Below are 16,444 nucleotides of genomic sequence, written 5' to 3'. Positions count from 1 at the left end.
TTTGACATATGGAATATGTCAAGGATGCTTTTCGTCGTATCGCGCAACGATCGCCCCAGCCGGCCATGCTGAAACGACCGGACGGTCCCGCCGCCGGTCCATCTTGATATCGGGCGAAGGCGCGCCTTAACTGTGATCTATCTTTGTCCGGCAACCAAGAGGAGGCGGGCGATGCATATCCGCAATCCGATCGAGTGGGTTCTCTCGGCGCCGCCGGACGCTGCCGGCGAAGTCGGCTCCGCGAGCGAGGCGGAGTACTGGCCGCAAACCGCCCCGACGAAGCCCGAGGTGCGGCGGATCACCACCAACGATCTGCGTGCCGCCCTCGCCCTCGGGCTCGAGGATTTCAAGGCCGACCGCACCGACGTGGTGACGCTGGCGATCGTCTTCCCGATCGCCGGGCTGTTCTTCGCCGCCGTCGCGACGAACCGGCACGTGCTGCCGCTGATCTTTCCGCTGATCGCCGGGTTCGCGCTGATCGGGCCGCTGGCCTCGATCTGGCTCTACGAACTCAGCCGCCGCCGCGAGGCGGGCGAATCCCCGCGTGTCATCGACGCGATCCGTCTGGTCCACTCGCCGCAGATCGGCTCGATCGTGGCGATGGGCATCGTGCAGATCTGCCTGTTCCTGCTCTGGCTCGGGGCGGCGGATCTGATCTATCTGCGCACCCTCGGCCCCGCGATGCCGGTTTCGTTCTCGGCCTTCGCCAGGGCGACGCTCACGACGCTACCGGGCTGGGAGATGATCGTGCTCGGCATCGCGGTCGGCTTCGTCTTCGCCGTGATCGCGCTGGCGATCGGCGCGATGTCGTTTCCGATGCTGCTCGACCGGAAGGTGGACATGCCCACGGCGCTGCGCATATCGGCCCGCGCGCTCTACGAGAATCCGAAAACCCTTTTTCTGTGGGGCTGCATCGTCGCCGTCGGGCTCGCGATCGGCTCGCTGCCCGCCCTGCTCGGCATCGCGGTGGTCCTGCCGATCCTCGGCCATTCCACCTGGCATCTCTACCGGCGGGTGATAGGCTAGGGCGCAATCGCCCGCCTATTCCGCCGGCTGATCGCGCAGTGCCGCGAGTTCGCGGGCCACTTGCGCATGGTGCGCCGCGTCATCCGCCCGCGCGGCTTTTGGACTCCAGCGGCCGCGCATCAGGAACACGGTGCCGAGAAACACCACGATGCCAGCCTCGCAAATCCAGAACCAGCTCCGCCACTGGCCGGGCGCCGCTTCGGCCGCCGCCTTGATCGCCGCGAGATGCGCGAGCAGCGCGGCGCCGGGTGCTAGATGCGCCGCCAGCGCGTGCCTGTAGGCCGCGATGTAATAGGGCGCTTCGATCAGCGGATTCACCGCCTTCACGACGAAGGGGAGTGCCAGGAAACATGCCGTCACCACCAGCCGCAGCAGCCAGCCCCAGATCGCGAGGCCGGTCGCCGTCAGCGCCGGGTTGCGCGCCTCCACCGTCTCGGTGAAGCACGCCATCCAGGTGACATAGGCGAAGCCGACGAACAAGGATTGCGCGCAGACCAGAAAAGCGAGCCGTGCGAAGGACGGATGGCCGCCGGCCTGCAGCAGATAAAGTGCGATGAACACCAGCCCGCCAAGCCCGCCCAGGATCATGAACGGCTTGCGGACCCTGAGCCGGTCGGACAACACGCCGGCCAGGATCAGCGCGGCCGCATTGGTCGCCCAGTTCCAGTTCGCCACCTCGTTGGCCTCACCCACCGAGAGCCGGAACACGGTGACCAGATAGATCAGCCCGAACGCGACCGTGGTATAATAGAACAGCAGCAGGACCGACACGCCGAACGCCGAGGCGATGACATCCGCATGGAGCATCTGCCGCCACGGATTGCGCAGGCCGGCTTCGATATCCAGCCCCTTCGCGCGCATCTCGACCAGGGTGCGGTCGCGTTCGCTCACCATCAACTGGTCGCGCAGGGCGGGTGCCAGTTCGCGCAGGAACAGAAACGCGATCGCGAACATGGCGAGGCCGACGGCGCCGCAGATGCGGTATTCGCTTTGCCAGGTGCGGGTGACGGGCAAGGTCAGAGTCGTCACCAGGCTGACGGTGAGGCTGCCGAGCACCGGGCCGATGGTCCAGAATCCCATTGCGGTGGCGCGGCCGACCTGCGGCGAAAAATCCCGGATCAGCGCGGGGGTGGCGACCAGGATGATGCCTTCGACGAAGGAAATCGCGCCGAAGCCGAGCGCCCATTGCGCGCCGGTGGTGACGCTCGGCATCACGAAGGCGACCAGCACGCCGACCACAAGCAGTCCGTAGACGACCAGATTGGCCCGGCCGAACCGATCGCTCAGCCCCGCCAGCAGCGAGGCGAAGGCGCCGACCAGATTGCCGCCGGCAAGGATGAACACGAAATCGCGGAACGGCAGATGCAATCCGGCCAGCAGCAGGGGGGTCACGCCGCTGGCCGCGTAGAGCGAGTAATACAGCGAAATCGTGATCGCGACGACCAGCAGCAGGTAGAAGCGTCGCGGTCCGGCATCCGGGTAGTGCGGCAGGTCGCGCCGCCAGAGCGAGATGGACATGAATTCCTCCTTGTTCATTTTTTCGTGCGGGTATTATCCGTCGGCGTATCCGTCTGGCTTGCTGAAATCGAGCCAGGATTTTTCCAGCAGGCCGGCGACCGCGATGGTCGTCCGGTCGTCGTAAGGCGCGCCGATAATCTGCATGCCGAACGGCAGCCCGCTCCCGGTGAAGCCGAGCGGCGCCGCGGTGGCGGGAAGCAGCGGCATCGAGGCGAGACCGGCCCAGAACAATTGCCGCGCGGCGTTGACCGGCTCGCCGTCCACCATGATCGTCCGGCGCCATAACGGGCCGCTATCGTCGTGCAGCGGCGCCGCCGTGGCGCCCACCGGCGTCAGCATGACATCGAAAGACCGAAAAAACCCGCGCCAGGCCGCGCGATGGCGGCATCGCTCCTCGTGACGGCGCAGCCAGTTCCGATGGTCCATCAGCATGTCCCGCGCCGGCTGCATCTCCTCGGGGTCGTGCGGACGCGCAAGCTTGGCCCGCAGCCGTTCGGCCTCCGCATCCGGCAGGCGCCCCGACAGCGCGGCGTTGCGCAGCATCCGGTACAGATCGTCGCCGGCATCCAGATCGGCGTCCGGCCGCGCCGCCTCGTCGACCAGGGCGCCCTCCCGGCGCAGATGGTGGGCCAGCCCGGCGAACGCCGCCCGGATTTCGGCGGCGACCGGGCAGCGCGGATGCTCGGCCATGATCGCGACGCGCAACCCCTTGAGCGCGGTCGCGCGCGGTTTCGGCAGAACCAGGCGGAGGCCGGGTTCGGTGGGCAACGGCCCGGCCATCGCCGCCAGCGCGCGGGCGAGATCGCCCGCCGAGCGGGCCATCGGCCCGACCACCGAGATATCCGTCGCGGCGTGGCCGGGCCCAAGGGCATGACCCTGCGCCGGAATCACATTCCAGCTCGGCTTGTGACCATAGACGCAGCAATAATGCGCCGGATCGCGGATCGACCCGCCGATATCGCTGCCGGTCTCGAGCGCGGTCAACCCGGCGGCCAGCGCCGCCGCCGACCCGCCGGACGAGCCGCCCGGCGTGCGCGCGATATCCCAGGGATTCGCGGTTCCGCCATAGACGGGGTTGCGGCTTTGCCAATCCATCAGCATGACAGGCACGTTGGTCTTGCCGAAAATCACCGCACCCGCGCGCTTCAGCCGGGCCACCGCGACCGCGTCGTCCGCCGCGACGTTAGAGCGGAACGCCTCGACGCCCCAGCTCGTCGGCAGGCCGGCCACGTCGAAGCTTTCCTTCACCGTCATCGGCACGCCGTAGAGCGGCGGCAGGCAATCGAGCGATGCCCGGTTTCGGTCGAGCGCCCTTGCCTGCCGGCGCGCGCGCTCGAAATCCCGGACCACGACCGCGTTCAGCCTGCCATCGAACGCCTCCACCCGCCGGATGAAATACTCCAGCGCGTCCACGCAGGACAGCCTGCCGTTTTTTATCTGGCGCGCGACGAAGCCAGCGGACCGGAAACCGAGTTCCATCGAAATCCCCCGCATTCGGAACAATTCCGTCAGAAGATCTTGCCGATCTGGACTTCGGCGAACACGTCGTTCTTCACACCGCCGCGCACCCTGACATCGGTGGAGATCTCGCCTTGCATGAACATGGTCGGCGCGATGAACGAGCCGGCGATCAGGCCGATCCGGGTGAAGTTGTTGCGCGTGCCGGTATCGTAGCGCAGCGCGCCGAGCGCGGGAGAGGTGAGATACTGCTTGCCGCCAAACGTCTGCTCGAAGCTCAGCCCGACATAACCGGCCGTTTGCGGGTGAAAATAGTAGGGCAGATAGGCGATGATCTGTTCGACCGGCTCGGTGTGCGTGGCCGCGGCGACGGCGCCGCGCCTGGTCGCGATCCTGGCGCCGGTATTGGCGCCGTAGAAATAGACATCGCCCCAGACCTGAAGATCGAGCCGCCGCTTGTTCGTCGCGCCGGCGATCCGATGCACGAAGCCGATTTCGAAATTGTTCACCCAGTTGTTGGTCGAGCCGTTGAGCGTATAGGCCGGGTTATACGAACCGCTCGGCGGGCTCACGAAATAGGTCAGGGTGAGCGTCTGGTCCTCGCTCGGATCGTTGAAGAATTTGGCATAAGCGGAAAGCTGCGGCTCGGCGAAGCCGCTGCTGTGCGTGAGCATCCTTCCGCCTTCCTCCTGGGTGCCGAGGAAGGCAACGTAAGGCGCGATCACCTGCACGCCGAACAGCGCGATATTGTCGATGTTGCCGAAACTATGGACGAGGCGCAGCACCGGCACGTCGGTCTGGATGCGCGTATTGCCGATTTTCGTGCCGCTCACGGTATAGGCCGAACTGGCGCTGGCGAACTGGTCGTAGACCATCACCACGCTGGTGTTCGGCACCGGCGTCGCCGCATCATAGGGCAGCGGTCCGCCGGCGCGGGCAACCCCCGCCGTCGCCACGGCGCTGAAAGCGGCGCTGGCAAAAACGGCGGAAAATTTTTTGCTCTTTATTTTGAACTGCATGGATCGTTGGTCTCCCGTTTTGTTTTGATCGATCGTTCGTTAAGGCATTTCAGGATCGTCTTTCGGCGCCAGCCGCAGCGCTTCGGCGGAAAATTTCGCCGCCAGCATCGCCTCGGTCACGTCGAGCAGATTGGCGACGAACAGAGGCAAGGAGATGATCGCGACACCGCTCTGCCGGGTCAGCACGCCGCGCTGCCAGTCGGCGAGCGCGTGAACCGCCTGGCGGACGGCGAGCATGTTGCGCTGGTCGAGCAGCAGCGGCGGGGCGCCGGGATGGGCGCGGCGCAGCGCCAGACCCACCTGGCGCAAGCCTTCGTCGTAGTTCTTGCGCCGGAAAATAGCCGCGAAGCCGATGCTGTCATTGGCATAGATCTGCGCGGCCAGCCGCACCCAGTTGCCGTGCTCGTTGCCGGGTTCCGCGATTTCGGCGAGCGGCAGGATCAGGGCTTCCGCCAGGCGGCGCGGCGCGGGTTTTCGCCTGCCCGCCATGACCGGCGCCATGAGGGCGAGCCGGCGCGCGTTCACCGCGGGCATTCGAAGGTCGATCAAGGCTTCCAGCACGCCGTCCCGCGAGCCGAAATGATAATGCAGCGCCGAGGCGTTGCGCTGCCCGGCGGCCCGGACGATTTCGCGCAGGCTGACCGCATCGATCCCGCGTTCGACGAACAGGCGCTCAGCCGCATCGAGAAGCAAGGCGCGGGTTTCCTCCGCATGCTCGCTCGCATTTCCGCCTGTCGTGCCGGCCTGGTCCGATATCGCCTTCACGCCCGCTCCGCCCGCCCCGCCGCTTGCCCGGCAATTAATTCGACTGTATTAATTCAATCTAATTAACGTTTTGTCGGCGAGTCAAGTGGCGGGGATGGAAATTCGCGTCGCCCGCCGTTAATATCCCGCCCCATGGAACCATCCCCTTCACGCGCCATGCACGATCTTGGCGGCGTCTCGCCGTTCATCTGCGCGCCGGTCGACAAGGAACCCCATGCGCTGACCGAGTTCGACCGCACGGTCGATGCGATCCGGCAGGTGCTCGGGCAGAAGCGGATCATGTCGGTCGACGAGCTGCGGCGCGGCATCGAGGCGCTGCCGGAAACCGACTATCATCGCCTGTCCTATTACCAGCGCTGGCTGCGCGCGATCGTCGCGATCCTGCTGGAAAAGGACGCGATCACCGAGGCGGAGCTGCGCCGCGCCCTGGAGCAGCAATGATCTTCGCGCCGGGCTCGGCGGTGCGGGTGCGCGACGACTGGCCGGAGCGGCGCGGCCGCTGCCATATCCGCACGCCGCATTACGTGCGCGGGGTCGAGGGCAAAATCGTGCGCCATCTCGGCGATTTCGCCAATCCCGAAGATCTCGCCTTCGCCCGTCCGGCGGCGACCGTGCCGCTCTATCACGTCCGGTTCGATGCACGGGCGGTCTGGCCGGATGCGACCGGAGACGAGCTGATGATCGAGATTTTTCAGCACTGGCTGGAGTCGGCATGAGCATGAACCTGACCGAAACCGATTCCGACCGCCTGCTGGCGGCACTGCGCGCCGTGCTCGCCGACAAGGCCATCGCGACCGGCGCGGAAATCACCGAGCGCATCCGGGTGACCGATGCCGGCGGCCCGGCGCAAGGGGCGCGCATGGTCGCCCGCGCCTGGGCGGACCCGACCTATCGCGCGCTGATGCTGGCCGACGGCGCGCGCGCCGCCGAGGCGCTGGATATCCCGATGCGCGGCCTGCCGCCGCTCGGCGTGCTGGAAGATACGCCCGGTCTGCATCACCTCGTGGTCTGCACGCTGTGCAGTTGCTACCCGCGCGCGGTGCTCGGCTATCCGCCGTTCTGGTACAAATCTGCCGCCTACCGGGCGCGGGCGGTGCGCGATCCGCGCGGGCTGCTGGCCGAATGGGGCACGGTTTTGCCGGACACCGTCAAACTCCGGGTGGTGGACAGCACCGCCGATTACCGCTGGATGGTGCTGCCGCTGCGCCCCGCCGGCACCGAGGGCTGGGACGAGGCGCGCCTCGCCGCGATCGTTCGCGACGGCGACATGATCGGCGTGACGATTCCCGCGATCGCGACATAGCGCGGTAATTCGGTATTGAAGCAGGGTCGCGCGGGATTATCTGTTCAGGATAGCATCGGGCGGAGGCAGCCATGCCGAACAGCGACGATCGCGAACAGAGGATACGGGAACGCGCCTACGCGCTTTGGCAGCAGGCCGGCAGCCCCGAAGGTCAGCACGAGACGTTCTGGCACCAGGCCAAGGCTGAAGAGCGCGCACGCGAGGAACGGACCAGCGATGCGGATGACGGCAGCTTTCCCGCCAGCGACCCGCACTCGAATACCGGCATCACCGGCCCCGGACGATAAACTGGTGTGAATTGGTGAGCCCGGTGGGAATCGAACCCACGACCCCAAGATTAAAAGTCTCGTGCTCTACCGACTGAGCTACAGGCTCTCACCAAAATCGCCGCCCGCCGGAAAGACCAACTCCGGCGGGTTTCGTCAAGGGGTGGCGACATGGAGCCTCTTTTGAAATTCACTCCGGTGAGTGAGCCGGCGGCGTTTTGCGAGCACCGAAGCGGAGCGCACTTGATGTGCGTGAGCATCGGAGCGCAGCGGAATGCCGCCGGATCGCCGCCGGAGTAGAGTTTCGAAAGAGGCTCAGGCCGCGAGTTCCATTGTCACGATCCTGGTCGGGTCGGTCACCCGTCCGCTCTGGCCCTGACCCTTTTTAATCTGATCCACGAACTCCATGCCCTCGGTCACCTGGCCGAACAGGGTGTATTTGTCGTCGAGGAAGGTCGCCGGCGCGAAGCAGATGAAGAACTGGCTGTTGCCGCTGTTCGGGTCGTTGGTGCGCGCCATCCCCAGCGTGCCGGTGAGGAAGCTCGCCTGGGTGGTGAACTCCGCCGGCAGGTTGGGCAGGCTGCTGCCGCCGGTGCCGGTATTGGTGGGATCGCCGGTCTGCGCCATGAACCCGGCGATCACCCGGAAGAATTCGCAGCCATTGTAGAAACCCTGGCCGGTCAGCGTCTTGATCCGCTGCACCGTGAGCGGCGCGAGATCGGGCCGCAGCACGATGGTCACCCGGCCGAACGGCAAGGTGAGATAGATGGTGTTGGCGAGATCGGCGGCGGTCGCGGTTTCGGACATGAGGACTCCAGCGAGAGGGGAAGCCGCAACGGCGGCGAGAATGGTGCGTCGTTTGATCATGCGGTTCTGCCAACCCGGTTGAGGGTGCGTTCGAGGGTCAGTTGCGGCACGAAGCTTGCGATATCGCCGCCCAACTGGGCGATTTCCTTGACGAAGCGCGACGAGATGAACTGGTGCCGCTCGCTCGCCATCAGGAAGATGGTTTCAATCGACTGATCGAGGCGATAATTCATGCCGGCCATCTGGAACTCGTAGTCGAAGTCGGAAACCGCGCGCAAGCCGCGCACGATCACGTTCGCGCCGACTTCCTGGGCGAAGCCGATCAGCAGGGTCGAGAACGGCAGAACCTCGATCACCGTCCCGGTGCGCTCGGCGATCGGGCCGATCTCGGCGCGGACCAGTTCGACCCGCTCGTCGCTGGAGAATAGCGGCCCCTTGCCGATATTCCGTGCGACCCCGATGACCAGCCGTTCGCACAGGCCCGCGGCGCGGCTGATGATGTCGAGATGGCCGTTGGTGACGGGATCGAACGTGCCGGGATACAACCCGGTCAGCGCGCGGTCAGACATTGTCCGCGCCCGCCGTCTCCACCTCGTCGTCGCCCTCGTCGAGCACCGGGAACACGCTGGTGACGTGTTCGTCCTTGTCGACCCGGAACAGCGTCACCCCCATCGCCTGCCGCCCGGTGATGCGCACCTGATCGACCGGCACGCGGATCAGCTTGCCCTGATCGGTGACCAGCATGATGTCGTCGCCCGCGCGCACCGGAAAGGTCGCCACCACCGAGCGGCCGTTGCGCGCGGCAAGGCCGATATTGGCGATGCCCTGCCCGCCCCGCCCGGTGACCCGGTATTCATAGGCCGAGCTGCGCTTGCCGAAGCCGCCGGAGGTCACCGTGAGCAGCATGTCCTCGACCTCCGCGAGGGCCGCCGCGCGGTCCGGCGCGAGGGCGATCTCCGCCGCGGTGTCCTCGGTGTCCATCGCCGGCTCGGCCTCGTCCTCCGCGCCGGTGCGCCGCTGGGCGGACGCGAGCTTGAGATAGGCCGCCCGCTCCTCGACACTTGCCGCGACATGGCGCAGCACCGACAGGGAAATCACCTCGTCGCCCGCACCCAGCCGGATGCCCCGCACCCCCGCCGAATCCCGCCCGGCAAACACCCGCAACGTCTCGTCGGTGATCTGGAACCGGATGCAGCGGCCCAGCCCGGTGGCCAGGAACACGTCGTCACCCTCGCGGCAGGTGGCGACGCCGATCAGCCGGTCCCCGTCGTCCAGTTTCATCGCGATCAGGCCGGAAGCGCGCACATTGCGGAAATCGGCCAGCCGGTTGCGCCGCACATTGCCCGAGGCGGTGGCGAACACCAGGTGCAGATCGTTCCACAGGCTCTCATCTTGCGGCAGCGGCAGCACCGTGGTGATCGCGTCGCCGTTCAGTTCGGGCAGGATATTCACGATCGCGCGGCCCTTGGCGGCCGGCGCGGATTCCGGCAGGCGCCACACTTTTTCGCGGAACGCCTTGCCGCCCTGGCTGAAGAACAGCACGAACTGATGGGTATGGGCGTTGAAGCTGCGGGTGATCACGTCGTCGCCGCGCATCGAGGCGGCCGCCCGGCCGCGCCCGCCCCGGTTCTGCGCGCGGAACAGGTCGAGCGGGGTGCGCTTGATGAAGCCGTCGCGCGTCATGGTCACGACCATCTGGCCCGGCTCGATCAGGCTTTCGTCGTCCTGATCGGCGACGCTGTCCTCGATGCCGGTCAGGCGCGGGCTCGCGATGCGTTCGCGCACGGCGAGCAATTCGTCGCGCATCACCTCAAGCCGGCGCGGGCGCGAGCCGATGATGTCCAGCAGCTCGCCGATCTTCTCGCCGACCTCGCGCAGTTCGGCCTGGATCTTGTCGCGTTCGAGGCCGGTCAGCCGTTGCAGGCGCAATTCCAGGATGCCGCGCGCCTGCGCCTCGGTCAGCCGCACGGTGCCCGCGCCGGTCACCTGATTGCCGTGATCGTCGATCAGCGCGAGCAGCGGCAGCACGTCCCCCGCCGGCCAGTCCCGCGCCATCAGCGCGGCCCGCGCCGTCGCCGTATCGGGGGCCGCGCGGATCAGCGCGATCACCGCGTCGATATTGGCGACGGCGATGCCGAGCCCGACCAATAGATGCGCCCGGTCCCGCGCCTTGTTCAGGTCGAACCGCGCGCGGCGGAGGATAACGTCCTCGCGAAACACGATGAAGCAGTCGAGCGCGTCGCGCAGACCCAACTGGCGCGGCCGGCCGCCATCGAGGGCGAGCATGTTGATGCCGAAGCCGGTCTGCAACTGGGTGAAGCGATAGAGCTGGTTCAGCACCACCTCGGGCGTCGCGTCGCGCTTCAGCTCGATCACCATGCGCATCCCGTCGCGGTCGCTCTCGTCACGCAGATCGGCGATGCCCTCGATCTCCTTGTTGCGCACCAGCTCGGCGATGCGCTCCAGCAGATTGGCCTTGTTCACCTGATAGGGCAGCTCGCTGACGATGATCGCGAGACGATCCTTGCGGATCTCCTCGATCGCGGCGCGCGCGCGGACGACGATCGAGCCGCGCCCAGTCTCAAAGGCGCTGCGGATGCCCGAGCGGCCCAGAATCAACGCCCCGGTCGGGAAATCCGGGCCGGGGACGATTTTCATCAGATCGTCCAGCGTCGCCTCGGGGTGCTCGATCAGATGCAGCGTCGCATCGATAATCTCGCCTGGATTATGCGGCGGAATGTTGGTCGCCATGCCGACCGCGATGCCGTTGCCGCCATTGACCAGAAGATTCGGGAACGCGGCGGGCAGAACCCGCGGCTCATTGTCGCTCTCGTCATAGGTCGGCTGGAAATCGACCGTGTCCCGGTCGATATCGGCGAGCAGCGCCATCGCCGCGTCGGCGAGCCGCGCCTCGGTATAGCGCATCGCCGCCGGCGGATCGCCATCGACCGAGCCGAAATTGCCCTGGCCGTCGATCAGCCGCACCCGCATGGAAAAAGCCTGCGCCATGCGCACCGCCGCGTCATAGATCGCGGCGTCGCCATGCGGATGGTATTTACCCATCACGTCGCCGACCATGCGGGCGGATTTGCGATAGGGCTTGTCCGGCGTGTTGCCCGATTCCGCCATCGCATAGAGGATGCGCCGGTGCACCGGCTTGAGCCCGTCGCGCGCATCCGGCAGGGCGCGCGAAACGATCACGGACATCGCGTAATCGAGATAGGAGCGGCGCATCTCCTGCTCGATGGCCACGGGGGCGAGGCCGCGCGGCCCCTCCGTCTGGTCGGTCTGATCGGTCATGGCGGCGTCATATCATCTGTCGAATGCCACGGCGAGAGGCCAGGCCGGTCCGATCGCAGCGCCATTGGGTCCGTCCGCTGTCATTCTGTCCCGGAATTTCGCGACAGGGTGTCCTCCTTCGTGACGGTTTCGTTTTTCAGAAAACGAAAACACGGAGCCCAGCTCCCCGTGTCACGATTGGCACGGCATTTGCTTAATGTATCGGAGGATCGCAATGCGCGCCTCCGCACGCGGATTATCAAGGAAAACCTGTTTCAGGGAGGTGTCCGACTCGGCAGAATCGATCGCAGATGGGCCAGGAGCCGATGACGCTGGCAGGGGCCGTTTTCCCCGGCGGACCTGCCTTTTTCCGTTAGAGGAACCATCGGTTTCCTGGGCCCGATAACGACCAATAATGCAAAATTCCATCGGATGGCCGCGTCTCAGGGCATCGCCGTCCGATAACAGGGAGTTACGTTCATGACAACCAAAACGAAAATCCCGCACGCCCTGGCGTGCGGCATCGCCCTGGCCTGCGCCTTGGCTCTGATCGGCCCGACGCAGACCGCCCATGCCGGCTCGGTGACCCAGCCGGGCGAGCGCATCGGCCTTGCGGCCGGCGCGCCGCTGCCGCAAGGGTTCTATTTCGTCGATACCACCGATTTCGGCGGCCGCACGCCACCGAGCCACGAGACGGTCGGCGTCACGATTCCGGTGATCGTCTGGGCCACGCCGTTCCACATTCTGGGCGCCCAGGTGCAGGCACTGGTGGCGCCCCCGCTGGTGGAGGCGAGCACGCCGGGCTTTCATGCCCAGGGCTGGTACAACCCGCTGATCCAGGGCCAGCTCGCCTGGAATCTCGGCGACGGCTTCGGCGCGAGCTACGCGCTGGGCGCCTATATCGGCATCGATTCGCCGGTCGCCGACCATTCCTCGTCGATCAACCAATGGGGCGCGCTCAGCTATACCGGCGGCGGTTACGACCTGACCGCGAGCGTCATTTACGGCACCCAGCTCGATAGCCGGACCAACCCGAATTTCCTCAACCTCGATCTCACCGCGACGAAGAGCTTCGGCAAATGGTCGGTGGGCCCGGTCGGCTACTATTCGACCGATCTCAACACGCCCTATGCCGGCTACCGGAAACAGAGCCAGTTCGCGCTCGGCGGCCTGGTCGGCTACAATTTCGGCCCAGTGATCCTGCAGACCTATCTGACCAAAACGGTGAGCGAAACCCATTACGGCGGCCAGGATACGCGGTTCTGGTTCCGCATCATCGTGCCGCTCGGCTCCTGATAACCGGCCTTCAAGGTGTGCTCCCTGCTCGGGCACACCCTGACCCTATCGCATGCCGGCCGCGCCGAGCCCGCCTCCGCGAATCAATGGCGCATCAGCACCGGCAGGTCGGCGCAGGCGAGCATGTGGCGCGTCACGCCGCCAAAGACCAATTCGCGCAGCGGGCTGTGCGCATAGGCGCCCATGACCAGCAGGTCAGCGGAGAGATTGTGTGCGAGGTCGAGAAGCCTCTGACCGAGCGGGCCCGGACGAAGCGCAAGCACATGCAGGCTGGCCCTAAGCCCGTGCTCCAGGAGGACCGAGGGGACACCGAGGGCGTGCGCGGTATCGCTCACCCCGACCAGCACGTGCACTTCCTCGGCGCCGGCGAGCCAACGGAGCGCCGGAAGCACCGCCCTAAGCGCCTGCTTGTCGTCCCTCCAGGCAATGGCGATGCAGCGGCCGAATGCTGCACCCGTCTCCGAGGTGGCCGGCCCTGGCGGCACCATCAGAATTGGCCGGCCCGTGCCGAGCAGTGCGGCCTTGAACGCCTGATGCCCCAGCCAGTCCCCCGGCGAGGGCCGCCCCGTGACGATGACGTCGGCGCGCCGCCCCCATTGGGCCACGATGTCCTCCGTGCCCCCCTCCGCCTCGAACCAGTGAACCTCCGCAGCCCGCCGGCCGGTGCTCGCGTTCCAGCCATCGCACAATCCTCTCAAGACCAGGACCCGCTCCCGTTCTTCTTCCCTGGCATCGAGCAGGGCTTCGCTTCTGCCGACCAGCGTTGCCGCGGGTGACGGGGCGATCTGAATTGTCTCGCAAACCGCGACTGCATTGACGCGGGCGCCGCCCATGATTTCCGCAAGGCGCGCGGCGGCACCAAGCAGTGAATTTGCCTCCTCGGAGTGTCGCAACAGGACCAGGATCGTTTCCGGCATGACAGCACCTCAGTTTTTGGGTTTCACAGGGGGGGCGCTTGGTGGTCGCGCCCGTGGGGCAGGACGGAAAGCGGGCGCAGCAGCTGCACCCACATGCCCACGAAGGTCAGCGCCCAGGCCAGAAGCGCCACCCAGAACACCACATGCGGAATGGCATCGAGGAACCGCAGATGCGCCTCGGTCGCGTATTCGTGCGTCGCCGCGACATACATGCCGAGCGGAAACACGACCGACCATAGGCCCGGATCATAACCATGCGGACCGCGTCGCAATTCCTTCCAGAGAAACAAAATCACGAGCAGAGGAATCCAAAAAGTGCTGGTGGCCCATAACAGCACGGTGAAAGGTGCCACGAAGCGCTGCAGCAGAAGGAGATTGGGATTATCGCCGGGTAACGCCATCAGCCGTGCACCGGCGAGCGTCGCGATCGCCACCGCGCCCACGTTGATCCACCACGGCGCGCCCATCTCCGCCGGATGCATCGGGCGGAATACCCAACGGAAGAATATCAATGCCGAGAGCAACACATAGAGCATCGTGCCAAGCAGATAGAAAGAGAGGGCTGCAAACACGAGCGGCGGCGGCGCGCCGGTGCGCAGCGCAAGGAAACAGGCCAGCACGGCAATCGATTCCGTCGCCACCACCAGCAGCAGCCAGGCACCGTTCAGTCCGTGCGCCAGGTCCGGCTTGGCGGTGCTGACCGTGACTGCGGTGAGAAAGCCATAGACCAGCAACGCCCATAAGGTGAGACTGAACCAGAACAGCACCGGCAGCAGGAACGTCAGCGTGTTGAATACCGCGAACTCGCTGCCGAGCACGCCGTTGGCGGCGACGATCGTGAGGAAGGTCGGCCCGCGCTCGTGGCTCTTGAAATCGGTCAGCACCGCATGGGGAAACCGCGCGATGCGGGCCAGCAGTATCGCCCACAGCAGCGGATAGGCGATCAGGCTGACGACGAACAGCGGCCAAGCCAACGCCACGCGGCCAAGCAGCCGTGCCGACACCGCGACGATGCCCGTCCCCATCACCATGGCGAAATAGCCAGGGAAAAAGTCCCTGAGCCAACGAGGGCCGGCCTCTGCTGTCGAGCCGCTTGCCATCCTCGAATTCCGGGAGCGTGTTCGCGCAGGCGATGCGCCCCAAGCCTTTGCATCCCGCGGCAACACGGCGTTGCCACGCCTCTGCGCCGGCCTATGGAATATAGGTCCGACGGCGTGAGTTTGCCAGGGATGCCGCGGGCTGGCCTGCTTCAGGGTGCGTCCCCAATGGCGCCGTTCATGATCGGATCATTTCCCATCCGATCGCGAATGTCCAAGCCCCAGAAACCCCGCCGCGATCACCGCCAGCCGGTCGGGCAGGCCGCGCGGGCGGAGCGAAACGCCGCGTTCGAGCCTGGCGAGATCGCGCCGCGCCAGCACGGCGGGGAGTGCCGCCGCCAACGCCGCGCGCGGCGGCACTGCCGCAAGCAGGGGCCGCGCCGCCGCGATCAACGCGGTGGTGCCCGCGCCGTCCTGCGGCAACAGATCGCGCCCCGCCGCACGCAGCGCGGGGGCGGCGCGCAGAATCGCCGCGATCGCATAGCCGGTGCCCAGATCCCCCAGCGCGGCCAGGCCGTCGTCATCCGCCGCGCCGAGCAACCTTCCGGCAATGCGCATCAGGCCGCCCGATGTGCCGCGCGCATAGGCGAGGAAGGCGGCCCGGTCGGGGACCGGCTCGGCCTCGGCCTCGCGCGCGTCGATCAGGCCGAGAAGATCCCCGGCATCGAACGTGCCCTTTTCCAGCGTGGCACGGAGTGCTGCCGCCAGCGGGTGGTCGCGGCGCGCACCCTCGACCACCTCGCGCCACCAGTGCAGCCGGATCAGCGCCAATGGCCCGCTGCTCGCCACCTCGCGGGCCCGCGCCAGCTCGTGATTGAACGCATAGAGCAGCAGCAAATCGCGCCGCAGCGCCGCCGGCGCGAAAATCGCCCCGAGGAACCGATCGGGATCGGCACGGCGCACCAGCGCGGCGAGCGCCGCCTCATTCATTGCCGGACACGATCGAAGCTTGACGCTGCACCCCCCGGACCATAGCTAGATCAGTGCAGCCGGCGCGGTCCGCGCGCCGGATCAGACATAAAATTCCAAACAGGATCGGAGATGCCCCATGGCATTCGAACTCCCCGCATTGCCTTACCCCCACAACGCCCTCACCGCGCATGGCATGTGCCAGGAAACCCTGGAGCTGCATCACGACAAGCACCATCAGGCCTATGTGACGGCGCTGAACGGTTTCGTCGAGAAGAATGCCGAGCTGCAGGGCAAGAGCCTCGAAGAGATCATCAAGCACACCCACAACAAGGCGGACATGGCGCCGGTGTTCAACAATGCCGGGCAGCACTGGAATCACACGCTGTTCTGGCCGGCGATGTCGCCCAAGGATGGCGGCAAGATCCCCGCCAAGCTGGAAAAAAAGCTCGCCGAGGATTTCGGCTCGGTCGATAAATTCAAGGAAGCGTTCAAGGCCGCCGCGGTCGGCCAGTTCGGCTCCGGCTGGGCGTGGCTGATCCTCAACCCCGCCGGCAAGCTCGCGGTCACCAAATCGCCGAACGGCTCGAACCCGCTCGCCACCGGCGAAGGCAAGGCACTGCTCGGCATCGATGTCTGGGAACACTCCTACTATCTCGATTTCCGCAACCGCCGGCCGGACTATGTGCAGAACTGGCTCGACAAGCTGGCGCACTACGCCCACGCCGAACATCTTCTGGGCTGATTTTCTGCGCCAAGACGGCTCCGGGAAGCCGCTCCCGGA

General features: G+C 66.3%; 17 protein-coding genes and 1 tRNA gene. 7 read left to right on the top strand and 11 right to left on the bottom strand.

The genetic code is table 11. The features are described 5' to 3' along the window. Nucleotides 1-171 precede the first annotated feature (171 nt). Entirely contained in the window at nucleotides 172-1,026 is an 855-nt protein-coding gene (locus L2A60_RS00825; protein ID WP_235702464.1) for a DUF2189 domain-containing protein, read from the top strand. A 15-nt stretch (nucleotides 1,027-1,041) separates the two neighbouring features. Here the strand turns inward: L2A60_RS00825 and L2A60_RS00820 are convergent, their stop codons facing one another. From L2A60_RS00820 to L2A60_RS00805, 4 genes are read right to left on the bottom strand one after another with little or no spacing between them, the layout of a single operon-like run. After that, the gene (locus tag L2A60_RS00820; RefSeq protein WP_235702463.1) at nucleotides 1,042-2,544 is read right to left on the bottom strand and encodes an MFS transporter; all 1,503 of its coding nucleotides are present in this window, start codon (nucleotides 2,542-2,544) and stop codon (nucleotides 1,042-1,044) included. 33 nt (nucleotides 2,545-2,577) lie between these two features. After that, nucleotides 2,578-4,038: an amidase gene (locus tag L2A60_RS00815; RefSeq protein ID WP_235702462.1), complete on the bottom strand. Its 1,461-nt coding sequence runs from the start codon at nucleotides 4,036-4,038 to the stop codon at nucleotides 2,578-2,580. 14 nt (nucleotides 4,039-4,052) lie between these two features. Next, nucleotides 4,053-5,021: a transporter gene (locus L2A60_RS00810; protein WP_235702461.1), complete on the bottom strand. Its 969-nt coding sequence runs from the start codon at nucleotides 5,019-5,021 to the stop codon at nucleotides 4,053-4,055. 39 nt (nucleotides 5,022-5,060) lie between these two features. Then, nucleotides 5,061-5,786 (bottom strand): TetR/AcrR family transcriptional regulator, encoded by a 726-nt coding sequence (locus L2A60_RS00805; protein ID WP_235702460.1) that lies wholly within the window; start codon nucleotides 5,784-5,786, stop codon nucleotides 5,061-5,063. 132 nt (nucleotides 5,787-5,918) lie between these two features. Here L2A60_RS00805 and L2A60_RS20725 point away from each other — a divergent pair, with 132 nt between their 5' ends. The 4 genes from L2A60_RS20725 (at nucleotide 5,919) to L2A60_RS00790 (ending at nucleotide 7,376) form a co-directional block, all read left to right on the top strand. Then, nucleotides 5,919-6,227: a nitrile hydratase gene (locus L2A60_RS20725; protein ID WP_329603544.1), complete on the top strand. Its 309-nt coding sequence runs from the start codon at nucleotides 5,919-5,921 to the stop codon at nucleotides 6,225-6,227. Continuing rightward, on the top strand, nucleotides 6,224-6,502 hold the full coding sequence (locus L2A60_RS20720) for an SH3-like domain-containing protein (RefSeq protein ID WP_329603543.1): 279 nt from the start codon (nucleotides 6,224-6,226) through the stop codon (nucleotides 6,500-6,502). Before L2A60_RS20725 ends, L2A60_RS20720 begins: the two co-directional genes overlap by 4 nt. Then, nucleotides 6,499-7,089 carry a nitrile hydratase subunit alpha gene (locus L2A60_RS00795; RefSeq protein WP_235702459.1) on the top strand — a complete coding sequence of 197 codons (591 nt, stop codon included), beginning with the start codon at nucleotides 6,499-6,501 and terminating at the stop codon, nucleotides 7,087-7,089. Before L2A60_RS20720 ends, L2A60_RS00795 begins: the two co-directional genes overlap by 4 nt. A gap of 71 nt (nucleotides 7,090-7,160) precedes the next feature. Beyond that, nucleotides 7,161-7,376, top strand: a complete 216-nt coding sequence (locus L2A60_RS00790) for a DUF2934 domain-containing protein (protein ID WP_235702458.1) — start codon at nucleotides 7,161-7,163, stop codon at nucleotides 7,374-7,376. 12 nt (nucleotides 7,377-7,388) lie between these two features. Here L2A60_RS00790 and L2A60_RS00785 read toward each other — a convergent pair. The 4 genes from L2A60_RS00785 to gyrA form a co-directional block, all read right to left on the bottom strand. Continuing rightward, nucleotides 7,389-7,464 (bottom strand) — tRNA-Lys (locus L2A60_RS00785). Between the two features lie 206 nt (nucleotides 7,465-7,670). Next, on the bottom strand, nucleotides 7,671-8,222 hold the full coding sequence (locus L2A60_RS00780; RefSeq protein ID WP_235702457.1) for a peptidylprolyl isomerase: 552 nt from the start codon (nucleotides 8,220-8,222) through the stop codon (nucleotides 7,671-7,673). After that, nucleotides 8,219-8,731 carry a pantetheine-phosphate adenylyltransferase gene (gene coaD, locus L2A60_RS00775; protein ID WP_235702456.1) on the bottom strand — a complete coding sequence of 171 codons (513 nt, stop codon included), beginning with the start codon at nucleotides 8,729-8,731 and terminating at the stop codon, nucleotides 8,219-8,221. The genes L2A60_RS00780 and coaD overlap by 4 nt, the downstream gene beginning before the upstream one ends. Then, on the bottom strand, nucleotides 8,724-11,462 hold the full coding sequence (gene gyrA, locus L2A60_RS00770) for a DNA gyrase subunit A (RefSeq protein ID WP_235702455.1): 2,739 nt from the start codon (nucleotides 11,460-11,462) through the stop codon (nucleotides 8,724-8,726). The genes coaD and gyrA overlap by 8 nt, the downstream gene beginning before the upstream one ends. Before the next feature lie 459 nt (nucleotides 11,463-11,921). Between gyrA and L2A60_RS00765 the strand changes: the two genes are divergently transcribed. After that, on the top strand, nucleotides 11,922-12,737 hold the full coding sequence (locus tag L2A60_RS00765; protein ID WP_235702454.1) for a transporter family protein: 816 nt from the start codon (nucleotides 11,922-11,924) through the stop codon (nucleotides 12,735-12,737). Between the two features lie 83 nt (nucleotides 12,738-12,820). On the opposite strand, the gene L2A60_RS00760 is transcribed toward L2A60_RS00765, so the two are convergent. From L2A60_RS00760 to L2A60_RS00750, 3 genes are all read right to left on the bottom strand, one after another. After that, nucleotides 12,821-13,654: a universal stress protein gene (locus L2A60_RS00760; protein ID WP_235702453.1), complete on the bottom strand. Its 834-nt coding sequence runs from the start codon at nucleotides 13,652-13,654 to the stop codon at nucleotides 12,821-12,823. Between the two features lie 23 nt (nucleotides 13,655-13,677). Beyond that, complete coding sequence (locus L2A60_RS00755) at nucleotides 13,678-14,754, bottom strand: tellurite resistance/C4-dicarboxylate transporter family protein (protein WP_262312233.1); 1,077 nt, start codon at nucleotides 14,752-14,754, stop codon at nucleotides 13,678-13,680. 186 nt (nucleotides 14,755-14,940) lie between these two features. Then, nucleotides 14,941-15,681, bottom strand: a complete 741-nt coding sequence (locus tag L2A60_RS00750) for a squalene/phytoene synthase family protein (RefSeq protein WP_235702451.1) — start codon at nucleotides 15,679-15,681, stop codon at nucleotides 14,941-14,943. Nucleotides 15,682-15,799: 118 nt separating this feature from the next. Here L2A60_RS00750 and L2A60_RS00745 point away from each other — a divergent pair, with 118 nt between their 5' ends. Next, nucleotides 15,800-16,405: a superoxide dismutase gene (locus L2A60_RS00745; RefSeq protein ID WP_235702450.1), complete on the top strand. Its 606-nt coding sequence runs from the start codon at nucleotides 15,800-15,802 to the stop codon at nucleotides 16,403-16,405. Nucleotides 16,406-16,444: the final 39 nt, after the last annotated feature.

The sequence above is a fragment of the Acidiphilium iwatense genome, from assembly GCF_021556475.1.
GTDB classification, from domain to species: Bacteria; Pseudomonadota; Alphaproteobacteria; order Acetobacterales; family Acetobacteraceae; genus Acidiphilium; species Acidiphilium iwatense.
This window is presented reverse-complemented; position numbering and strand designations above follow the sequence as displayed.

Excerpts from the sequence above, each read along its gene's own strand:
- L2A60_RS00825 (WP_235702464.1), top strand. The coding sequence starts at position 172 with ATGCATATCCGCAATCCGATCGAGTGGGTTCTCTCGGCGCCGCCGGAC.
- L2A60_RS00820 (WP_235702463.1), bottom strand. The coding sequence starts at position 2,544 with ATGTCCATCTCGCTCTGGCGGCGCGACCTGCCGCACTACCCGGATGCC.
- L2A60_RS00815 (WP_235702462.1), bottom strand. The coding sequence starts at position 4,038 with ATGCGGGGGATTTCGATGGAACTCGGTTTCCGGTCCGCTGGCTTCGTC.
- L2A60_RS00810 (WP_235702461.1), bottom strand. The coding sequence starts at position 5,021 with ATGCAGTTCAAAATAAAGAGCAAAAAATTTTCCGCCGTTTTTGCCAGC.
- L2A60_RS20725 (WP_329603544.1), top strand. The coding sequence starts at position 5,919 with ATGGAACCATCCCCTTCACGCGCCATGCACGATCTTGGCGGCGTCTCG.
- L2A60_RS20720 (WP_329603543.1), top strand. The coding sequence starts at position 6,224 with ATGATCTTCGCGCCGGGCTCGGCGGTGCGGGTGCGCGACGACTGGCCG.
- L2A60_RS00795 (WP_235702459.1), top strand. The coding sequence starts at position 6,499 with ATGAGCATGAACCTGACCGAAACCGATTCCGACCGCCTGCTGGCGGCA.
- L2A60_RS00790 (WP_235702458.1), top strand. The coding sequence starts at position 7,161 with ATGCCGAACAGCGACGATCGCGAACAGAGGATACGGGAACGCGCCTAC.
- L2A60_RS00780 (WP_235702457.1), bottom strand. The coding sequence starts at position 8,222 with ATGATCAAACGACGCACCATTCTCGCCGCCGTTGCGGCTTCCCCTCTC.
- coaD (WP_235702456.1), bottom strand. The coding sequence starts at position 8,731 with ATGTCTGACCGCGCGCTGACCGGGTTGTATCCCGGCACGTTCGATCCC.
- gyrA (WP_235702455.1), bottom strand. The coding sequence starts at position 11,462 with ATGACCGATCAGACCGACCAGACGGAGGGGCCGCGCGGCCTCGCCCCC.
- L2A60_RS00765 (WP_235702454.1), top strand. The coding sequence starts at position 11,922 with ATGACAACCAAAACGAAAATCCCGCACGCCCTGGCGTGCGGCATCGCC.
- L2A60_RS00760 (WP_235702453.1), bottom strand. The coding sequence starts at position 13,654 with ATGCCGGAAACGATCCTGGTCCTGTTGCGACACTCCGAGGAGGCAAAT.
- L2A60_RS00755 (WP_262312233.1), bottom strand. The coding sequence starts at position 14,754 with ATGGCAAGCGGCTCGACAGCAGAGGCCGGCCCTCGTTGGCTCAGGGAC.
- L2A60_RS00750 (WP_235702451.1), bottom strand. The coding sequence starts at position 15,681 with ATGAATGAGGCGGCGCTCGCCGCGCTGGTGCGCCGTGCCGATCCCGAT.
- L2A60_RS00745 (WP_235702450.1), top strand. The coding sequence starts at position 15,800 with ATGGCATTCGAACTCCCCGCATTGCCTTACCCCCACAACGCCCTCACC.